The organism is Oculatella sp. LEGE 06141 (assembly GCF_015207605.1).
Taxonomy (GTDB): Bacteria; Cyanobacteriota; Cyanobacteriia; order Elainellales; family Elainellaceae; genus Oculatella.
Window position 1 is genome coordinate 39,075 of record NZ_JADEWO010000007.1, and the last position, 14,890, is coordinate 53,964.

Here is a 14,890-nt window from a genome sequence, read left to right on the forward strand (position 1 = left end):
CGCTTGATGTGAGCCTGGGGAATGAGTCGTTTCTGTCTTAACCTATTCCCCAGGTATCCATTAACCGATCGTGATGTTTACCGTTCCGTCAGTTTTTCCCCCTGCCCGGTCTGCCACTACGAAACTGAAGCTATCTGTAGTAGCCAGATTGCGATAAATCAGTTCGTTGGTATTGCCCTGCTGCGATTGCCACACTAGATTAGGGCCAGACATTTTGGGCAGAACGTCTCCAGCGCGGTTGTTGGTGAGTTGCTCGATGCCGCTGCCGTTGTAGTAGTAGATTTCGGAGTTGCCGTTACTAAACCCCTGCCAAACAATACTAGAGCCTGAAATAATCGGCGACAATTTCGTAGTAGCACTGCTAGTGAGTTGCTCGATGCTGCTGCCGTTGTAGTAGTAGATCTCCTGTTTAACCCCTTCTGTGCCCAGCCAAACGATATTGTTACCCGAAATATGGGGCGATACGTCATTGCGGTTGTTGTCTGTCAATTGAACAGTGTTGATGCCGTTGTTGAAGAAAAGCTCGAAGTCTTTGCCATCAAAACTCGTCCAAACTGTATTAGAGCCAGAGATTTGGGGCGAGAAGTCATTTTGATTGTTATTGGTTAATGGAACGATGGTGCTGCCGTCGTAGCGGTAGATTTCGTAATCGTTGCCATCAAACCCTGCCCAAACGACGTTAGAGCCTGAAATTTGCGGTGATGCATCATCAGCCCCATTGTTGGTGAGTTGGGTGGTGCTGCTGCCGTTGAAGTAAAAGATCTCGTAGTCGTTGCCATCAAACCCCGACCAAACCACATTGGAACCTGAAATTTGCGGCGCAATGTCATCAAACCCGTTGTTGGTGAGTTGAATAGTGCTGCTGCCGTTATGGAAGAAAATTTCGTAATCGTTGCCATCAAACCCCTGCCAAACAACGTTGGAGCCAGAGATCTTGGGTGCAAAATCGTCAAACTCGTTGTTGGTCAGTTGCGTGGTGGTATTGCCATCGGAATGATAGATTTCGAAGTCGTTGCCGTCTGATGCCGCCCAGACGATGTTGGAGCCAGATACTTCAAAGGAGCGAATCTCTCTAGAGGTTCGGACGAGGCGAGTGCGGTCAGGCAGGCTTTTATACTTAAGGCGACCTTTATCAACATCTTCCTGGGAAAACTGACTGCCCGCTGCGATCGCCTTGCCGTTGAGTTGCAGCCTGCCGTTTTGCGGCTGGTTGGTCAGGGTGTAAACCAGCTTTTTAGCATCTTGTTCGCGATCGGTTACCCGCAGCAGTCTTTGCCCAAATGACGCAGTTTTACCTTTGCCGATCGCCATTCCGGTATTAATGGCTAATCGAGGAGGCGTGTTAAACCCCAGCCTCAGCCGATATCGAGTATTTCCGCCGCGCCCCCGCACTCGCAAATAGTAGGTACCGCGATTAAGTTCTGCGGTGAGGAGTTCCTTGCGTTTACCGGGGCGGTTGGACTGGTGCAAAATTTTGCCCCTGGCATTGGTAAGAGCCAGATCAGCATTGGTTTTCAGTCCATTCAGGGCAGCACGAATGTTGCCAGGTCGATTCAGCTTGAAGCGGTAAAAGTCAAACTTGTCGCGTCCCCCAATGGAATCGACCAAAACTTGGGGTTGAGTTGAAATTCGGATGGGCTGAGCCGTGCCGCGTCTATTTCCAGGGTCCTGTGCCATGAATCGTTAACAAAGATGACAGGGGAATACGGTGGTAAATGCCTGACGAGCATTTGTCCCTGTCTAAATCCAGGTTAAATCGTCACCCTGTAGAATTTACTGAGTCGATCGCCATAAAACATGATCTCTTCACACTTGGAGGGCGATCGCTTCATTCAGTACGATATCAGATCGGGTAGCCCGATCGCCCAGCTCTAGACAGATGCCTGCTGCCGTTGATATAGCGACCAATACAGCCCTTTCTGGTTCAGCAGCACATCGTGGGTGCCCCGTTCAGCCACCACCCCTTTTTCCATAACCAGAATCATGTCTGCCCGTTTAAGCGGCGCAAACCGATGGGCAATTAAAAAGACGGTGCGCCCTTCAGACACGCGCTTGAGATTCTCCAAAACTTGTTGCTCTGTCTCGGCATCCAGGTTGCTGGTCGCTTCATCCAAAATCAGAATGGGAGCGGTTGATAGAAATAACCTGGCCAGGGTAATGCGCTGCCGTTGCCCGCCAGACAATGCCGTGCCCCGCTCACCCACATTGGTTTCGTAACCGTGGGGCAGTTCACAGATAAAATCGTGGGCAACGGCCAGCCGCGCCGCTTCTACGACCTGTTCTGCGGTGACATCAGGATTGCCCAACGTGATGTTTTCTAAAATGCTGCCGTTAAACAAAAAGTCTTCTTGCAACACTACGGCAATTTGCGGCCTGAGCGAGGCCAGATCGGCGCTCTTAATATCAAACCCATCCACTAGAATCCGTCCCGATTCTGCTTGATACAGCCGTTGAATCAGCTTGGATAGGGTACTTTTCCCGGAACCGCTTCGTCCCACAATGCCGACAAACATGCCCGGTGATGCATCAAATGAGATACCGCGCAAAATCGGTTCCTGGCTGGTTTGATAGCGGAAAAATACCTGGTCAAAGGTGACTTGCCCTTTAAGATTGGGTAAAACCAGTCCCGTTCCCGGTTCGGCTTCGGGTTCCTCATTCAGAATGTCACCAATGCGATCGACCGCCAGCAGCACTTCTTGCAGGTTTTGCCAGAGTTGCACCAACCGCAGCAGCGGTCCCGTTACTCGACCCGACAGCATTTGAAACGCGACCAGTTGCCCAATGGTAAAGTCTTGCTGAATCACCAGCTTGGCACCAAACCAGAGAATCAACAGTGCCGAGAGGCTGGTGAGAAAGTCGCCAATGTGGTTGCTAACATTTGCCGTGGTGGTGGCCTTGAAGCCCGTGCGAATGAACCGGGCGTATAAGCCTTCCCAGCGATCGCGCGATACCTTTTCTGCCGCGTGCGCTTTCACCGAGTGGATTCCGGTAATGGTTTCCACCAAAAAGGATTGACTATCGGCACTGCGGTTAAACGTTTCGTTGAGCCAGGTTCGCAAAATTGGGGTGGCAATTAACGTTAAAACGGCAAACATGGGAATCACCGCCAGCGCCACTCCGGTCAGGGTGGGGCTGTAGTAAAACATCACGCCCAAATAAATCACCGAGAAGATGCTGTCGAGCACCACCGTGAGAGCCGTACTGGTGAGAAATTGCCGAATTTCCTCTAGTTCCTGCACCCTGGCCACGGTATCCCCTACCCGCCGCGCCTCAAAGTAGGCCAGCGGTAGCCGCAGCAAATGGCGGAACACCTGCGCCGACAGCGCCAGATCCAGCCGATTGGTCGTATGGGTAAAGATAAACATCCGCAGCGTGCCCAGCATCGCCTCAAACACGGCAACGCTGAGAATAGCGATCGCCATTACGTCCAGGGTGGGCAGGCTCTCTTGCACCATCACCTTGTCGATGATCACCTGGGTAAAGATCGGCGTAGCCAAACCGAGAAGCTGAAGCGTAAATGAAGCGGTTAGCACTTCACCCAGCAGTCCGCGAAAGCGCCAGACGGCAGGCAAAAACCATCCTAAATTAAACTTGTCTTGCTTTTGCAGCAGTTCGGCTTGCCAGAGCTGCCCATCCCAGGCATCCAGCACCATCGGCTTGGGAATGCTTTCACAGGTCTGGCTGGGACTCATGGGGTCGCCCACAATCAGGCGATCGCCCCGTACTTCATACACCACAATCCAGCGTTCTCCCTGCCAGCGCAGCATCCCCGGCAGGTGAAGCTGCCGCAGATCGTTCCAGTCGCCCACCAGCACGCGCCGCAGATGCACGCCAAGCTTCTCAGCCGCATCCACCAAATCGCGGGGGCGCTGTCCCCGCAGTTGCCGCTGTACCCATTCCAGTTGCACGGGTGTGCCTAGCTGCTGCGACAGCATGGTGAGGCAGGCGGCTCCGCTGTTGAGAGCGGCTATAAACGGATGACCCGAAACGGGTTTGGGCGCATCCGAAAATTCGGGTTGGTAGCGCGATCGCAGCGTTTGCCAAAATTGCCGCAGTTCGGGTGACGCAACGGCTTGCCACGTTTCAACCGACCACCGCAAGACCACCACTTCTTTGCTGGCGGCTCGTGCCTTCCATTGGTTAGATAGCCCGGTCACATCGCCAAACCAGTCGCCCGGTTTTAGCACCAGCGATTTACCGTCATCGGGTACCAGCCGCACGTTGCCACTGACTACCAGAAGTTGACCCACCGGACCTTCTGTAGACCAGATCACTTCTCCAAGGGCATAGCGCTGCTGCTCTGCCTCGTTTTTAATCTGAATTTGCTGATCGGGTTTCAACCAGCTTAGCGGTGGAGCATCCCACGTAATATTGGTCAGTTGATCGCCTGTAATCATGTGCCTACCTGCAATTTGATCGGCAGTTTCTGAATTTTTTCGACCAGCCACTGTTCAAATAGCTCGTCTTGCAAGGATTGGCGGATTTGCGGATCGTCTACTGAGGCTGATAAAAATTCCTCAATCCGAAACAATCCCCAGCGGCCTTCCATGCCCAATGGCCCAATCACATCACCCGGTTTTGCTAAATCGATCGCTGCTCGCAGAATGTCTGGCATGGTGCCACGACTCACTGGCCCTACCATGCCGTTCATAATGCGATCGTCCGTGAGCGAGTATTCTTTGGCTAAGTGTTCAAATTGGGCATTGCCTTCATCCATCTGGCTCTTCAACTCTTCAGCCAGCTCTTGCTCAGCCACAATGATGCGAGACAGCACTACCCGATCTAAAAACAGCTTGCGTTCAATGAAATACTCTTGCAGTTTGGCAGAGGCGATCGTTTCTTTTAATTTTTTGAACTTAAAGCTGTAGGCAATCTGGTTATGAAACGCTTCATAGGTAAGACCATTGGCGGCCAGCCATTCTTGAAACTGTTTCGGATCGGTTAACTGTTGCTGCAACCGAAAATCAATCACGGCTTGCTCAATCGCCGCCGAGCTAACTGTGAGGTCGTCGTGTGTCGCGATTTCTTGCTCCACTGCAAACTGACGCACAATTTCTCCAATAAATGTGTCGAGTTTGCGGCTGGTCTGTAAATATCGAAAGGCTTGCCCAACTGAAATGGGCTGATCGGCGATCGTGAGGAACGGTTCAGAGGTCATGAATCAGCAAGCGAGACATCTAGCAAACTCATTATGCCCAAACTGTACGGAGCTTCACCTAAACTTCAACGGCTCGGTTAAGTAAAATTACGAGATTTGTCCAGAAAGAATAATGGTTGAGTGTAAGAAATACGGAGTCACTGGCCATCCGAATGCACCGCTGACCCCGTCATCTCAGTCTGACGTTTAGTGAGATCTACCGACTTACAGCAGTTCTCAATCGAGTCAGCCACAGTCTCGCCAAGATAGGTGTGGGGTTTGGAGTGTGGTGAATGCAAATGAAAATGGCTGTAGATTGACTTAGATCGACTCCGATCGGGGATGTTGCTGCATCAGTTCTCGTACCTGTTCGGCATGGTAAGAACTGCGGGTTAATGGGGAAGACACCACCTGAAGAAAGCCAATTGACTCACCAAAGTGTCGCCATGCATCAAACTGATCTGGCGTAATAAAGGTTTGAACTTGAAGATGCTTTTGGCTTGGTTGCAGATATTGACCAATCGTTAGAATGTCGCAATCGACCGATCGCAAATCGTACATCGCTTCTCGCACTTCTGCATCAGTTTCGCCCAAACCAACCATAATTCCCGATTTGGTGTAAACCCAGGGGGCAAGCTGGCGCGATCGCTGCAACAGTTCCAGCGTCCGGTGATAGTCGCCCTGAGGCCGCACCCGCCGATACAGTCGGGCAATGGTTTCGGTGTTGTGGTTGAGTACGTCTGGCTTGGCCTGAAGAATGTGCTCTAATGCCTCCCAGTTGCCGCACAAATCGGGAATCAGGACTTCGATTGTGGTGCCAGGCGACGCGGCACGGATGGCCTGAATGCAGCGAACAAACTGAGCCGCGCCGCCATCGGGCAAGTCGTCCCGATTAACCGAGGTAATCACCACATGGTTTAAGCGCATCCGCCGCACCGCTTCGGCCAGGCGATCGGGTTCGGTTGGGTCGAGCGCTTGGGGTTTCTTCTCAAAGTCGATGTCGCAATAGGGACAGGCGCGGGTGCAGGCTGGCCCCATAATCAAAAAGGTGGCGGTGCCGTGATTGAAACACTCGCCGATATTCGGGCAGGATGCCTCTTCACAAACGGTATTGAGCGCCAAATCTCGCAGAATTTCTTTAACGCTGCCAACTCGCTCCCACTGGGGCGCTTTTACCCGTAACCACTCTGGCTTAACCGTCACGCTGGCGATCCACTGATGAAGTTTTCACGATTATCTTAACAAGAACACCCGGCACTTCCGGATCGCGATCGCCGCTAACCTGCCCGGAGTGGGGGCGATCGCTTTAGAAAGAAGATGTGGCTGGTTCTGCCCAAATGTAGCGGATGGCAGCGATTGTCCTATGAAGAACTAACTGATGGGATGACATTGCCCATAGCCGAGAGAGGCTCAGTAAGGCTCAGTAACCGGCCTAAAGGGGACGCGGATTTTGAAGGGGTTAGCATGATTCAGATTGTAAAACACGAACGCTCGTCTCTCTCGGAGGATGCCCCCTGGCAACCAATTGAACTGATCACCCTCAATTGCAGTTGGGGTGAAGCCTGGTATCGGGTGCTGGTTGTGAATCGCCTTGCTCCTGATAACCGCGTCTATGGGCTGGCCTGTTGCTGGAAGCACGACAAACAGTCGCAACGTCAGCTTGGCTCGGTTAACCATCGCCTTGAAGGCCAGCCCTCTCGACCTGAGCTGATCGATCGGCCTTCTGGCAAATAGTTTGCAGAAGTGGGCGATCGGCTGATTCCAAAACCGTCCCTGTGATAGTCTAGTAATGCGTATGCAACGGGATGTGGCGCAGCTTGGTAGCGCACTTCGTTCGGGACGAAGGGGCCGCTGGTTCGAATCCAGTCATCCCGATTGGTTTTTGACTTAACCGATCGCCAGCAGTTCAACATCAAAAATTAGCGTGGCGTTTGGAGGAATCCGTCCGGGAATGCCTCCAGATCCATAGGCCAGATTGGCAGGAACAATGAGCTGGCGGCGACCGCCGACCTTCATAGTGCTTAACCCCTCGTCCCATCCGGCAATCACTGCACCCGTACCTAAGTTAAACGTAAAGGGCTGGTTGCGATCGCGCGAGCTGTCAAACTTGGTTCCGTCTTCCAGGGTGCCCGTATACTGCACCACAACGGTTTGTCCTGGGGCGGGTGTTGCGCCTGTGCCAGCCACCAGGTCAACGTACTTTAGACCCGATGCCGTGGCAGTGGGAGTATCCGGGGTGAAGCTGTACTTAAACTGGTACAGCCCATCCTTGCCCACGCCCTGAGCAATCCGAATGTAGTAGGTTGAGCCATAATCGATCAGACGTTTGGGAATGCTTTCGTTCGCCGTTCCCGGTTTGGTTGATTTGCCAATTCGTACGCGGTTGCGATCGTACAGTTCTAAATTGACATCGGCACTTAAGTTGCTCAGTTTCAGGTTGAGGGTTCCCGGTGCCGGAAGGCGAAACTGGATGAAATCGGCTGGATCAATCTCACCCACAAATTCATTGAATGTTAGCCCTGAAGCCGTGAGGTTGAGAGATGGGGCGGTTTCAAAGGAATTGCCCAAAAAATCGGTGGGTGGAGGGGCAGACATCGTCAGGGCATACTTGGTGTCGGCGCTGCCCTGCTTCAGGATCACAGCAATGTAGTAGGTGCCGGATGGAACCAGGTTGCTAAAGCGCTCGTCCCGGTTGCCAGCCCGCTTTGACCCAGCGATCGCCTTGCCCTCAGTGTTAACCAGGTAAACATCGGCATTTGCTTTTTTGGCGATGCCCTTCAGCGAAACGTTGAGACTACTGGCCTTTAGCTTGATTTTCCACAGATCAACTTGATCCGATGCGCTCAGGCTTTCTCGGACAGTGCGATTGGTTGCCTTCGTGCGAAAGAAGGTTGCTGTATCGAGAGTTCCACCCGGATCTTTTGCCATAGTGCCTGTGTGTTGTCGCAGAGAGTGGGTTGCTCAGCGTGGAGCGTTGATTTGAGAGGATGTTGGAACCGTAGCCAAGACGGAGCATGGAGTACTTCTCAAACATCCCCTAAGAGTTCCCCTGGACTAACAGATTAATGCAAATAGGGCAGAACAACTCGATTTGAGTACTCTATCCAAACCGCCATACAGAGCGAACGCTAAGAGGATGTTTGACAAGTATCTTTTACGTCTCGGTAGGGGTGAAGCATTCGAATCAGGATGGCTGGAACAACCGAGACATTGACATTGTCTGCCGAATGCTTCGCCCCTACACCTATCGGGTAACTAATCAGACCTTTAAAACATCCTCTAAGGTGTGGTTGATTGTGCCAATTCAGCACTCACTTCCCTGACCAACCGCGCATAGGTTTCGGAAGGACGATCGCCCAAATGGTCTTCTATTAGGCGATCGCTTCCTGCTTCAAAGTTCAGCGAGAACAGCCCAAATCGAGGCGTGTAGGAACCCCACTCATAATTGTCGGTGAGTGACCAATGCATATATCCCAAAACGGGAACGGATTCCTGCAACAGGCGCTTGATCTGGTCGATGTGAGCTTTCAAAAACTCACTGCGACGTAGCTGATCGGCGCGGTGAGTAGCCACGCTGTTATCTAGCTTGCGGCGCAGCGCCATACCGTTTTCGGCAATCATGATAGGACGGTTGCCCAAGTCCTGCGAATAGTATTGGCAGAAGAAATGCAGTCCTTCTGGCAAACTGCGCCAATCCCACCATTTGCTGGTGATGCCACTCATGACCCAGGCTCGAAATCCTTTGGTCTTAAACTCAAAATCGGAGAAAGAGGGGAGCCGGAAAATGTGAGCAATAAACGGATCGTAGTAGTCGATCGCCAGGTAATCCATTACCTGAGGGCGTGGCGATCGCTCTAATTCCTGCATAAACAGAGCGAGCTGCTCAATATGAAACAGCCGATAGCCCAGGCGATTGGTCGTCCAGTGAGTCAACCGTCCCAGTTGATAAGGTAAATCCCGCCGAAAGGATAAATTGGCCTGACGCAATGCGGCTTCCAGTTGACTCGCTTTGTTATCGATGTAGTCTTTGACTTCTCTTGGTTTGAGGTTGTGCCGCCGCAGGTCGAGCAGATCCCAAATCACCTTTTCCGACCAGTAGAGGTCGCTGCAATAGGTGTTAAGCGATACGCGTGGAGTCGTCCATCCTTCTGCTTCATACGTATCATGAATGCAGTTATAGGCGCGCACGTGAGCTGCCAGTAGATGATTGTAAGCTTGCAGCGCCGCACCAGAACCTACAGCCCCTCCTGCCGGAAACTGCTTGTTCAGGTACGTATTAGAAACCAGAATGTTGGGTTCGTTGATCGTGATATACCAATGAATCGGCGGCAGATGATAATAATCGACCAATCGCCGATTGATGTGCGTTACCGAAACCCGAACGTATTCGACAAACGGCTCGACCACCTGTTCCGACAGCCATGCATCCAGACCCAACCAGGCCGGATGGGTGAAATGATGCAGTGTTACCACAGGCTCTAACCCATGACGACGACAGGCGGCAAGGCGATCGGCATAGGCATCCAGCGCATCATAGTCGAAGGCTGGAGGCGAACCGGGTTGGCGATCGGTCGATGGCTGAATGCGTGCCCATTCCAAACCGAGCCGAAAGGAATTTAACCCCATGTCCTGGCATCGCTGAAAGTCTTCCTCATAGCGAGTCCAAAACTCGGTAGCCGAACCGGTCCGCATTACATCGTGTTTCGCTTCGCTGGGTGCCCAGTTGTTTTGCGGCTGTCCAGGCCCGTTATATCCGCCTTCGCTTTGATATCCAGAGGTGGCAACCCCCCACAGGAAGGAGTCTGTTGATCGGGTTAGGCTAGTCTGCATAAGGCTCTAGTCTCTTTGTTTCGTCGGCAACACAATCGGTCTTCCAATGATTTAAGACGTGTTCTGCAATGGTGAGTGCCGCACGCGGCTGACCCACTTCCAGAGCCGCTTGTCTCATTTCAGTCAGTCGTGCTGGATGCTCTAGCAGATATTGCACGGCTGGAGTCACCATTTCTAGCAAGCGCAACTGGATACCCGCTCCAGCCGCGGCAATGACATCCGCATTTTGTTCTTCTTGACCCGGAATCGGATCAACAATCACCATTGGGGTGCCCCGTGCCAAAATTTCGCTGGTAATGAGTCCACCCGCTTTGGTAATAATTAGGTCGCTTGCCACAATTAAGTCATCGACATAATCAATGGTGCCCACTTTGCGTAACGTCGCGGTGGGGGTGCTTTCTAAATCTGCGACGGCCTCTAGCAAATCATCATTGCGTCCGGCGGCTAACACAATCAGGCCAGCGTCGGAATAGTTCAGCAAATCTGACAGCATCGATCGCACCCGCCGGGGATTTAACCCGCCTCCAAACAGGGTGATGATGGGTGCATCCAGGGGCATGTCATGGCGCGATCGCACCTCTGCCTTGGATTTAGGTTGATTGCTCTCCAGGTGAATGGGAATTCCGGTGACGTGCAGCAGGGATGGATCGACCCCGCGCTGCACCAGAAAATTGACGCTTAAATCATTGGGGAGAAAATAACCGTTGACTCCATAATTAATCCAGGTACTGTGGGCGATGGTATCCGTAATCACGACATACTGTGGTTTAGATACGTCTTCTTCTTGCGCCAGCAATTGCAGCAACCGACTTGGAATTTGCTGAACACAAACCACCACATCGGGATTGGTCTCTTTAACGAAATGCCCCAGTTTCCTGAAAAACGGACGCTCTAACCGTGCCCAGGTTAAGTTACTGTCGAGCGATCGCTCCAAATCATCCACATCGCTGCCTTCATAAAAGGCTTTATAGAGCAATGGGGCTTTTTCGCTGAGCTGCTCATAGAGTTGAGTGATAGCGCCTCGATACACCGAACTGGCATAGGTGAGCGCATCTTCACTCAGCACTTCCACATCGGGAAACCGGAGAAAAGCGTCTTTTAGGGCTTTTGCTGCACTGACATGTCCTGATCCTAGCGAAGAGTACAAAATCAGAATCCGTGTCATAGGAGTTTATTGACGGGTAAATTACCTGGTTTAGATAAAAACGAACCAGACCAGGAGATACCCAATCATTATCAAGCCAAGTACCCCAAAAGCGTTGTTGCCCAGGCCAATATAGCCGCAAGTAGCGGTAAGTTTAATCTGAGCGTGGGGCTGACGGAGCGCGATCGGACTCGTCCAGGCGGCAACGGCCTTGCGTTTGACACTCCAGGCGATGTTGGCGATCGGCTACTACCGTTGCCAAATTGGGTCGGCCTGTAAGAGCCAACCGCCAGTCTGCCCAGACTCCATACAGCCAGTCAATCACTGGCCCAATCACTGGCCACTTCGTCGCTGCGTAAACCCAACCCATGCCCAGGATTTCGTAGACGCGACGAAAGACCGCCACGTTGTTGATCACAGTGCCATCGGGCAAGACGGCATGAATTCGTCCCATTGCCGTTTCAAAATCTACGCCGCCATGCGCGTCGGGCGTGTAATCATCGTCAGCAATATCAACAAACGCTACCAGACCCCGTCCAGCATCACGTTTTTGCAAAAAATGAACCTCTCGCATACACAACGGACAGTCGCCGTCATACAGTAGCTCGATCTGCCATGATGGCGAAGCCGATAACGAGTCGGGTGTAAGGTTAGCGGAGTCGGGGAACGGGGGTTTTGAAGCAGTCATAAGCGTTCTAAATTGCTTCATCCTCTAGGAACGATATAGATACTCCTATATTTTACAAAACTTAATAAGTTTGGGTGGCATTTGCCATCAAATCATCTTTAGCGGTTCCTTCCCTCTAGATGGCATGAATGACAGCGTGTAGAGTTTGCAGTAATTTTTGCGCGGTGTACGGTTTAGCCAAAAAAGCTTGAACGTTGTTGTTCATTGCAACATTGACCTTTTTGCTGGTCGGCAGTCCGCTAACGGCCACGATCTTGACGTGCGGGTTCAGTTTTTTCAACGTCAGGATAGCCGTTGGCCCATCCATTTCAGGCATCATCATGTCCATCAAAACAGCGCTAATTTTATCCTGGTGCTGCGCGTAGAGGATCGTTGCTTCAATGCCATTGCTAGCCGTCAAAGCGTTGTAGTTGTAGGTCTCTAGCGATGCCTTTGTGATGTCACGAATGGCAGCTTCGTCATCCACCACCAGGATAGTTTCGCCTTGTCCGAGGAGCAAATCAATGTTTTCTTCAGATGGCGCTTTAGCCCCCTGCACAGCGGGTAAGTAGAGTTTGAACTGGGTGCCTTGCCCCACTTCACTGTAGATATGCACAAAACCGCTGTGGTTTTTAACGATGCCAATCACGGTGGAGAGGCCAAGCCCGGTTCCCTGCCCTGGTTCCTTCGTTGTAAAAAACGGTTCAAATACTCGATGAATGGTTTCGGGCGGAATGCCGACTCCTGTATCGGTGACCGAAATGACGATGTAAGCTCCAACCTTGGCATCGAGGTTCATTCCGGCATAGTGTTCATCGACAAGGAGATTTTGAGCCGATAGGGTTAAGGTGCCGCCCTGGGGCATGGCATCGCGAGCATTAATACACAGATTCATCAATACCTGATGAATTTGGGTGGCATCGGCAGAGACACTCCAAAGCTCAGGTTCAATGTCAGCGTAAAACTCGATGGATCGGGGAAAGGTTTCGTTGACAATTTGCTGGAGTTCCAAAATCAGGTGGCTAACCTGAAGTTGCATAGGCTTGCCTTCGGTGGTCCGGGCAAACGACAGCATTTGCTTAATCAGTGCTGCTCCCCGTTTGGCATTGGTTTCCTGCATTTTGAGCAACCCCTGCACCGATGGTTCAACTTGGGGAAGTTTAAGCTGTACCAGTTGAGCTGCCGTTAGGATGGGGGTCAGGATATTGTTTAAGTCGTGGGCAATACCGCCAGCCAGAGTACCTAGGCTTTCTAGCCGCTGAGCATGAAAAAATTGCCGCTCCAGTTCTTTCTTTTGCGTGATATCTGTATTGACAACCAGAATTGATTTGGGTTGATGATCCTCATCCTGCACCAGCGTCCAGCGGCTTTCGACCAGAATTTTCTGCCCGGTTTTGGTTCGCTGGTACAGCTCACCCTGCCACTTGCCTGACTGAATCACGGTTTGCTGGATCGGTTGCAATTGGGGAACCGTCTCGTCCTCTAAAAGCTGATGGGCACTCATGGTTAGCGCTTCAGCGGCAGGCCAGCCATAAAGGCTCTCGGCGCTTTTGTTCCAGAAGAGAATTTGGTGATGCAAATCTTGTACAAAAATGGCATCGGTGGCGATATCCAGCAAAGCAGCCTGTTCGCGAATTTTCTCTTCCGATCGCTTCCTTTCGTTGAGTTCGGTTTGAACCTGTTGATAGAGTTCCGACTGTTGAATGGCGATCGCCAACTGGATAGCTAAGTGTCTGAGCAAATCAAGCTCTAAGGGCTGCCATTGGCGCGGTTCTGAACAGTGATTAGCGACCAGCAAGCCCCACAACTGGTTTCCCTGCACGATAGGAACGACCAGGTTAGCCCGGATCTGGAGCCGAGCCAGCATGTCCCGGTGGCATTCAGACAAATCAGCGGTGTCAATATCATCGATCGCTTGAATCCGGCCTTGCTGATATAGCTCGCGGCAAACGGCTTTCAAAAAGAAGGAGTCTTTTACCCGTGTCCCTTGAAGCGATGGGCAACCCGGAACGACCGATTCTACAGCCACTACTCCGCTCCAATCTGGCTCGAAGCGATGAATAAAAACGCGATCGGCCTGAAGAAATTGCCGGATCTCGGCCACTGCCGTACTCAAAATCTCATCCAACTTCAGCGAGTGACGAATGCGATGGGCAATTTCTGCCATTAACCGCTCTCGTTTAACTTGCTGCCGCAAGCCGTCCTCTTGCCGTTTACGCTCCGCCAGTTCGAGAAGCTGCTCTGTTCGGCTCTGGCCTTCACGCCGGACTCGCTCTCGATAATCGTTGAAGAAGTTGACCAGAGCCGGTTCGTCCTTTAGCAGCGCACTGAGATTTGTTTGCACGCGCCAGTCGGCTTCATAGGCGATTTCGGGATGGGCTTCCATCCAGGCATGGCAGGTTTTAACGTAAGCAATGAATGTAACGAGATGCTGGTACTGCACAGCACCCAACAAACGGCGCAATTCAGCCCGATACGGCTCGGCTGATTCCCGTTCTAACGCAATAAAAATGGAGCAATAAAGCAGGCTTTCTTCAAGGGTTGAGTTTGATTCCGGCCATGTGGTTAAACGCTGTGGCTGTGATACGAGATGCTGAATATGGTTATCGATGTCGATGGGCAGGGGCGGAGGCGTTTCGAGCAGTTCCAGTACTTCGGGTGCCGTTAAACCCAGGGGACGTAAGGTGCAGCTATGGCAGATCATGCAGTAGGGAACTGCACAGAAGCGAGAGAGGTAGGCAGAAAGCTTTTCTTTAAATAAAGCGGGCAGCGGATTGTTGACATAGGCCGAGAGGGTTTGTTGCCAGAGGTTTTCTAGCACCTGGGGAGTGGATTCTGCGGGTTCAAAGAACGGCGGCACAAACCCAAACGTCGCTTCAATTTCTGCTCGGATTTGCGAGCTGGTTCGTCCTAGCGTTGTATCAACGTTAAGCTGCAAATCTTGATCAAACACCTGGGTCATGACATCCTCAGCCAATGGTGATGGGTCGTTATTGGTGCTAGTGCCCTGACAAGGTGCAACGGTAGGGCTTTGGTGATTTTGTGAATGGGGTTGCAATGGAGGGAAGCCGATTATTTCTGTATGGTTTCGGTTGCGCGATCGCGCCCACAA

9 protein-coding genes, 1 tRNA gene and 1 pseudogene are annotated in these 14,890 nt (G+C 51.9%); 2 read left to right on the forward strand and 9 right to left on the reverse strand.

Annotated elements, in window-relative coordinates; all coding sequences use genetic code 11:
- Nucleotides 1-60 precede the first annotated feature (60 nt).
- The 4 genes from IQ268_RS07100 to lipA all read right to left on the reverse strand — a co-directional run bounded on the left by IQ268_RS07100 (nucleotide 61) and on the right by lipA (nucleotide 6,340).
- Nucleotides 61-1,677 (reverse strand): cadherin-like domain-containing protein, encoded by a 1,617-nt coding sequence (locus IQ268_RS07100; protein ID WP_193876961.1) that lies wholly within the window; start codon nucleotides 1,675-1,677, stop codon nucleotides 61-63.
- 194 nt (nucleotides 1,678-1,871) lie between these two features.
- The gene (locus tag IQ268_RS07105; RefSeq protein ID WP_370584654.1) at nucleotides 1,872-4,448 is read right to left on the reverse strand and encodes a type I secretion system permease/ATPase; all 2,577 of its coding nucleotides are present in this window, start codon (nucleotides 4,446-4,448) and stop codon (nucleotides 1,872-1,874) included.
- Complete coding sequence (locus IQ268_RS07110; protein WP_193876962.1) at nucleotides 4,394-5,158, reverse strand: peptidylprolyl isomerase; 765 nt, start codon at nucleotides 5,156-5,158, stop codon at nucleotides 4,394-4,396. Before IQ268_RS07110 ends, IQ268_RS07105 begins: the two co-directional genes overlap by 55 nt.
- 300 nt (nucleotides 5,159-5,458) lie before the next feature.
- Entirely contained in the window at nucleotides 5,459-6,340 is an 882-nt protein-coding gene (gene lipA, locus IQ268_RS07115; protein WP_193876963.1) for a lipoyl synthase, read from the reverse strand.
- A 261-nt stretch (nucleotides 6,341-6,601) separates the two neighbouring features.
- Here lipA and IQ268_RS07120 point away from each other — a divergent pair, with 261 nt between their 5' ends.
- Nucleotides 6,602-6,871 (forward strand): hypothetical protein, encoded by a 270-nt coding sequence (locus IQ268_RS07120; protein WP_193876965.1) that lies wholly within the window; start codon nucleotides 6,602-6,604, stop codon nucleotides 6,869-6,871.
- Nucleotides 6,872-6,938: 67 nt separating this feature from the next.
- Nucleotides 6,939-7,012 (forward strand) — tRNA-Pro (locus tag IQ268_RS07125).
- Between the two features lie 12 nt (nucleotides 7,013-7,024).
- Here the strand turns inward: IQ268_RS07125 and IQ268_RS32140 are convergent.
- From IQ268_RS32140 to IQ268_RS07150, 5 genes and pseudogenes are all read right to left on the reverse strand, one after another.
- Nucleotides 7,025-7,354 (reverse strand): annotated as a pseudogene (locus IQ268_RS32140) (FKBP-type peptidyl-prolyl cis-trans isomerase); the annotation flags it as partial.
- A 1,062-nt stretch (nucleotides 7,355-8,416) separates the two neighbouring features.
- The gene (locus IQ268_RS07135) at nucleotides 8,417-9,967 is read right to left on the reverse strand and encodes a glycoside hydrolase family 1 protein (protein ID WP_193876967.1); all 1,551 of its coding nucleotides are present in this window, start codon (nucleotides 9,965-9,967) and stop codon (nucleotides 8,417-8,419) included.
- Entirely contained in the window at nucleotides 9,957-11,132 is a 1,176-nt protein-coding gene (locus tag IQ268_RS07140) for a glycosyltransferase (RefSeq protein WP_193876969.1), read from the reverse strand. The genes IQ268_RS07135 and IQ268_RS07140 overlap by 11 nt, the downstream gene beginning before the upstream one ends.
- A 133-nt stretch (nucleotides 11,133-11,265) precedes the next feature.
- A complete protein-coding gene (locus tag IQ268_RS07145; RefSeq protein ID WP_193876971.1) occupies nucleotides 11,266-11,799 on the reverse strand; it encodes a thiol-disulfide oxidoreductase DCC family protein in 534 nt (177 codons plus the stop codon).
- A gap of 115 nt (nucleotides 11,800-11,914) precedes the next feature.
- A complete protein-coding gene (locus tag IQ268_RS07150) occupies nucleotides 11,915-14,740 on the reverse strand; it encodes a GAF domain-containing protein (protein WP_193876973.1) in 2,826 nt (941 codons plus the stop codon).
- Nucleotides 14,741-14,890: the final 150 nt, after the last annotated feature.

What these genes read in the sequence shown, in the direction of transcription:
- IQ268_RS07140 (WP_193876969.1), bottom strand. Translation starts at nt 11,132, where the DNA reads ATGACACGGATTCTGATTTTGTACTCTTCGCTAGGATCAGGACATGTC.
- IQ268_RS07110 (WP_193876962.1), bottom strand. Translation starts at nt 5,158, where the DNA reads ATGACCTCTGAACCGTTCCTCACGATCGCCGATCAGCCCATTTCAGTT.
- IQ268_RS07135 (WP_193876967.1), bottom strand. Translation starts at nt 9,967, where the DNA reads ATGCAGACTAGCCTAACCCGATCAACAGACTCCTTCCTGTGGGGGGTT.
- IQ268_RS07150 (WP_193876973.1), bottom strand. Translation starts at nt 14,740, where the DNA reads ATGACCCAGGTGTTTGATCAAGATTTGCAGCTTAACGTTGATACAACG.
- IQ268_RS07120 (WP_193876965.1), top strand. Translation starts at nt 6,602, where the DNA reads ATGATTCAGATTGTAAAACACGAACGCTCGTCTCTCTCGGAGGATGCC.
- IQ268_RS07100 (WP_193876961.1), bottom strand. Translation starts at nt 1,677, where the DNA reads ATGGCACAGGACCCTGGAAATAGACGCGGCACGGCTCAGCCCATCCGA.
- IQ268_RS07145 (WP_193876971.1), bottom strand. Translation starts at nt 11,799, where the DNA reads ATGACTGCTTCAAAACCCCCGTTCCCCGACTCCGCTAACCTTACACCC.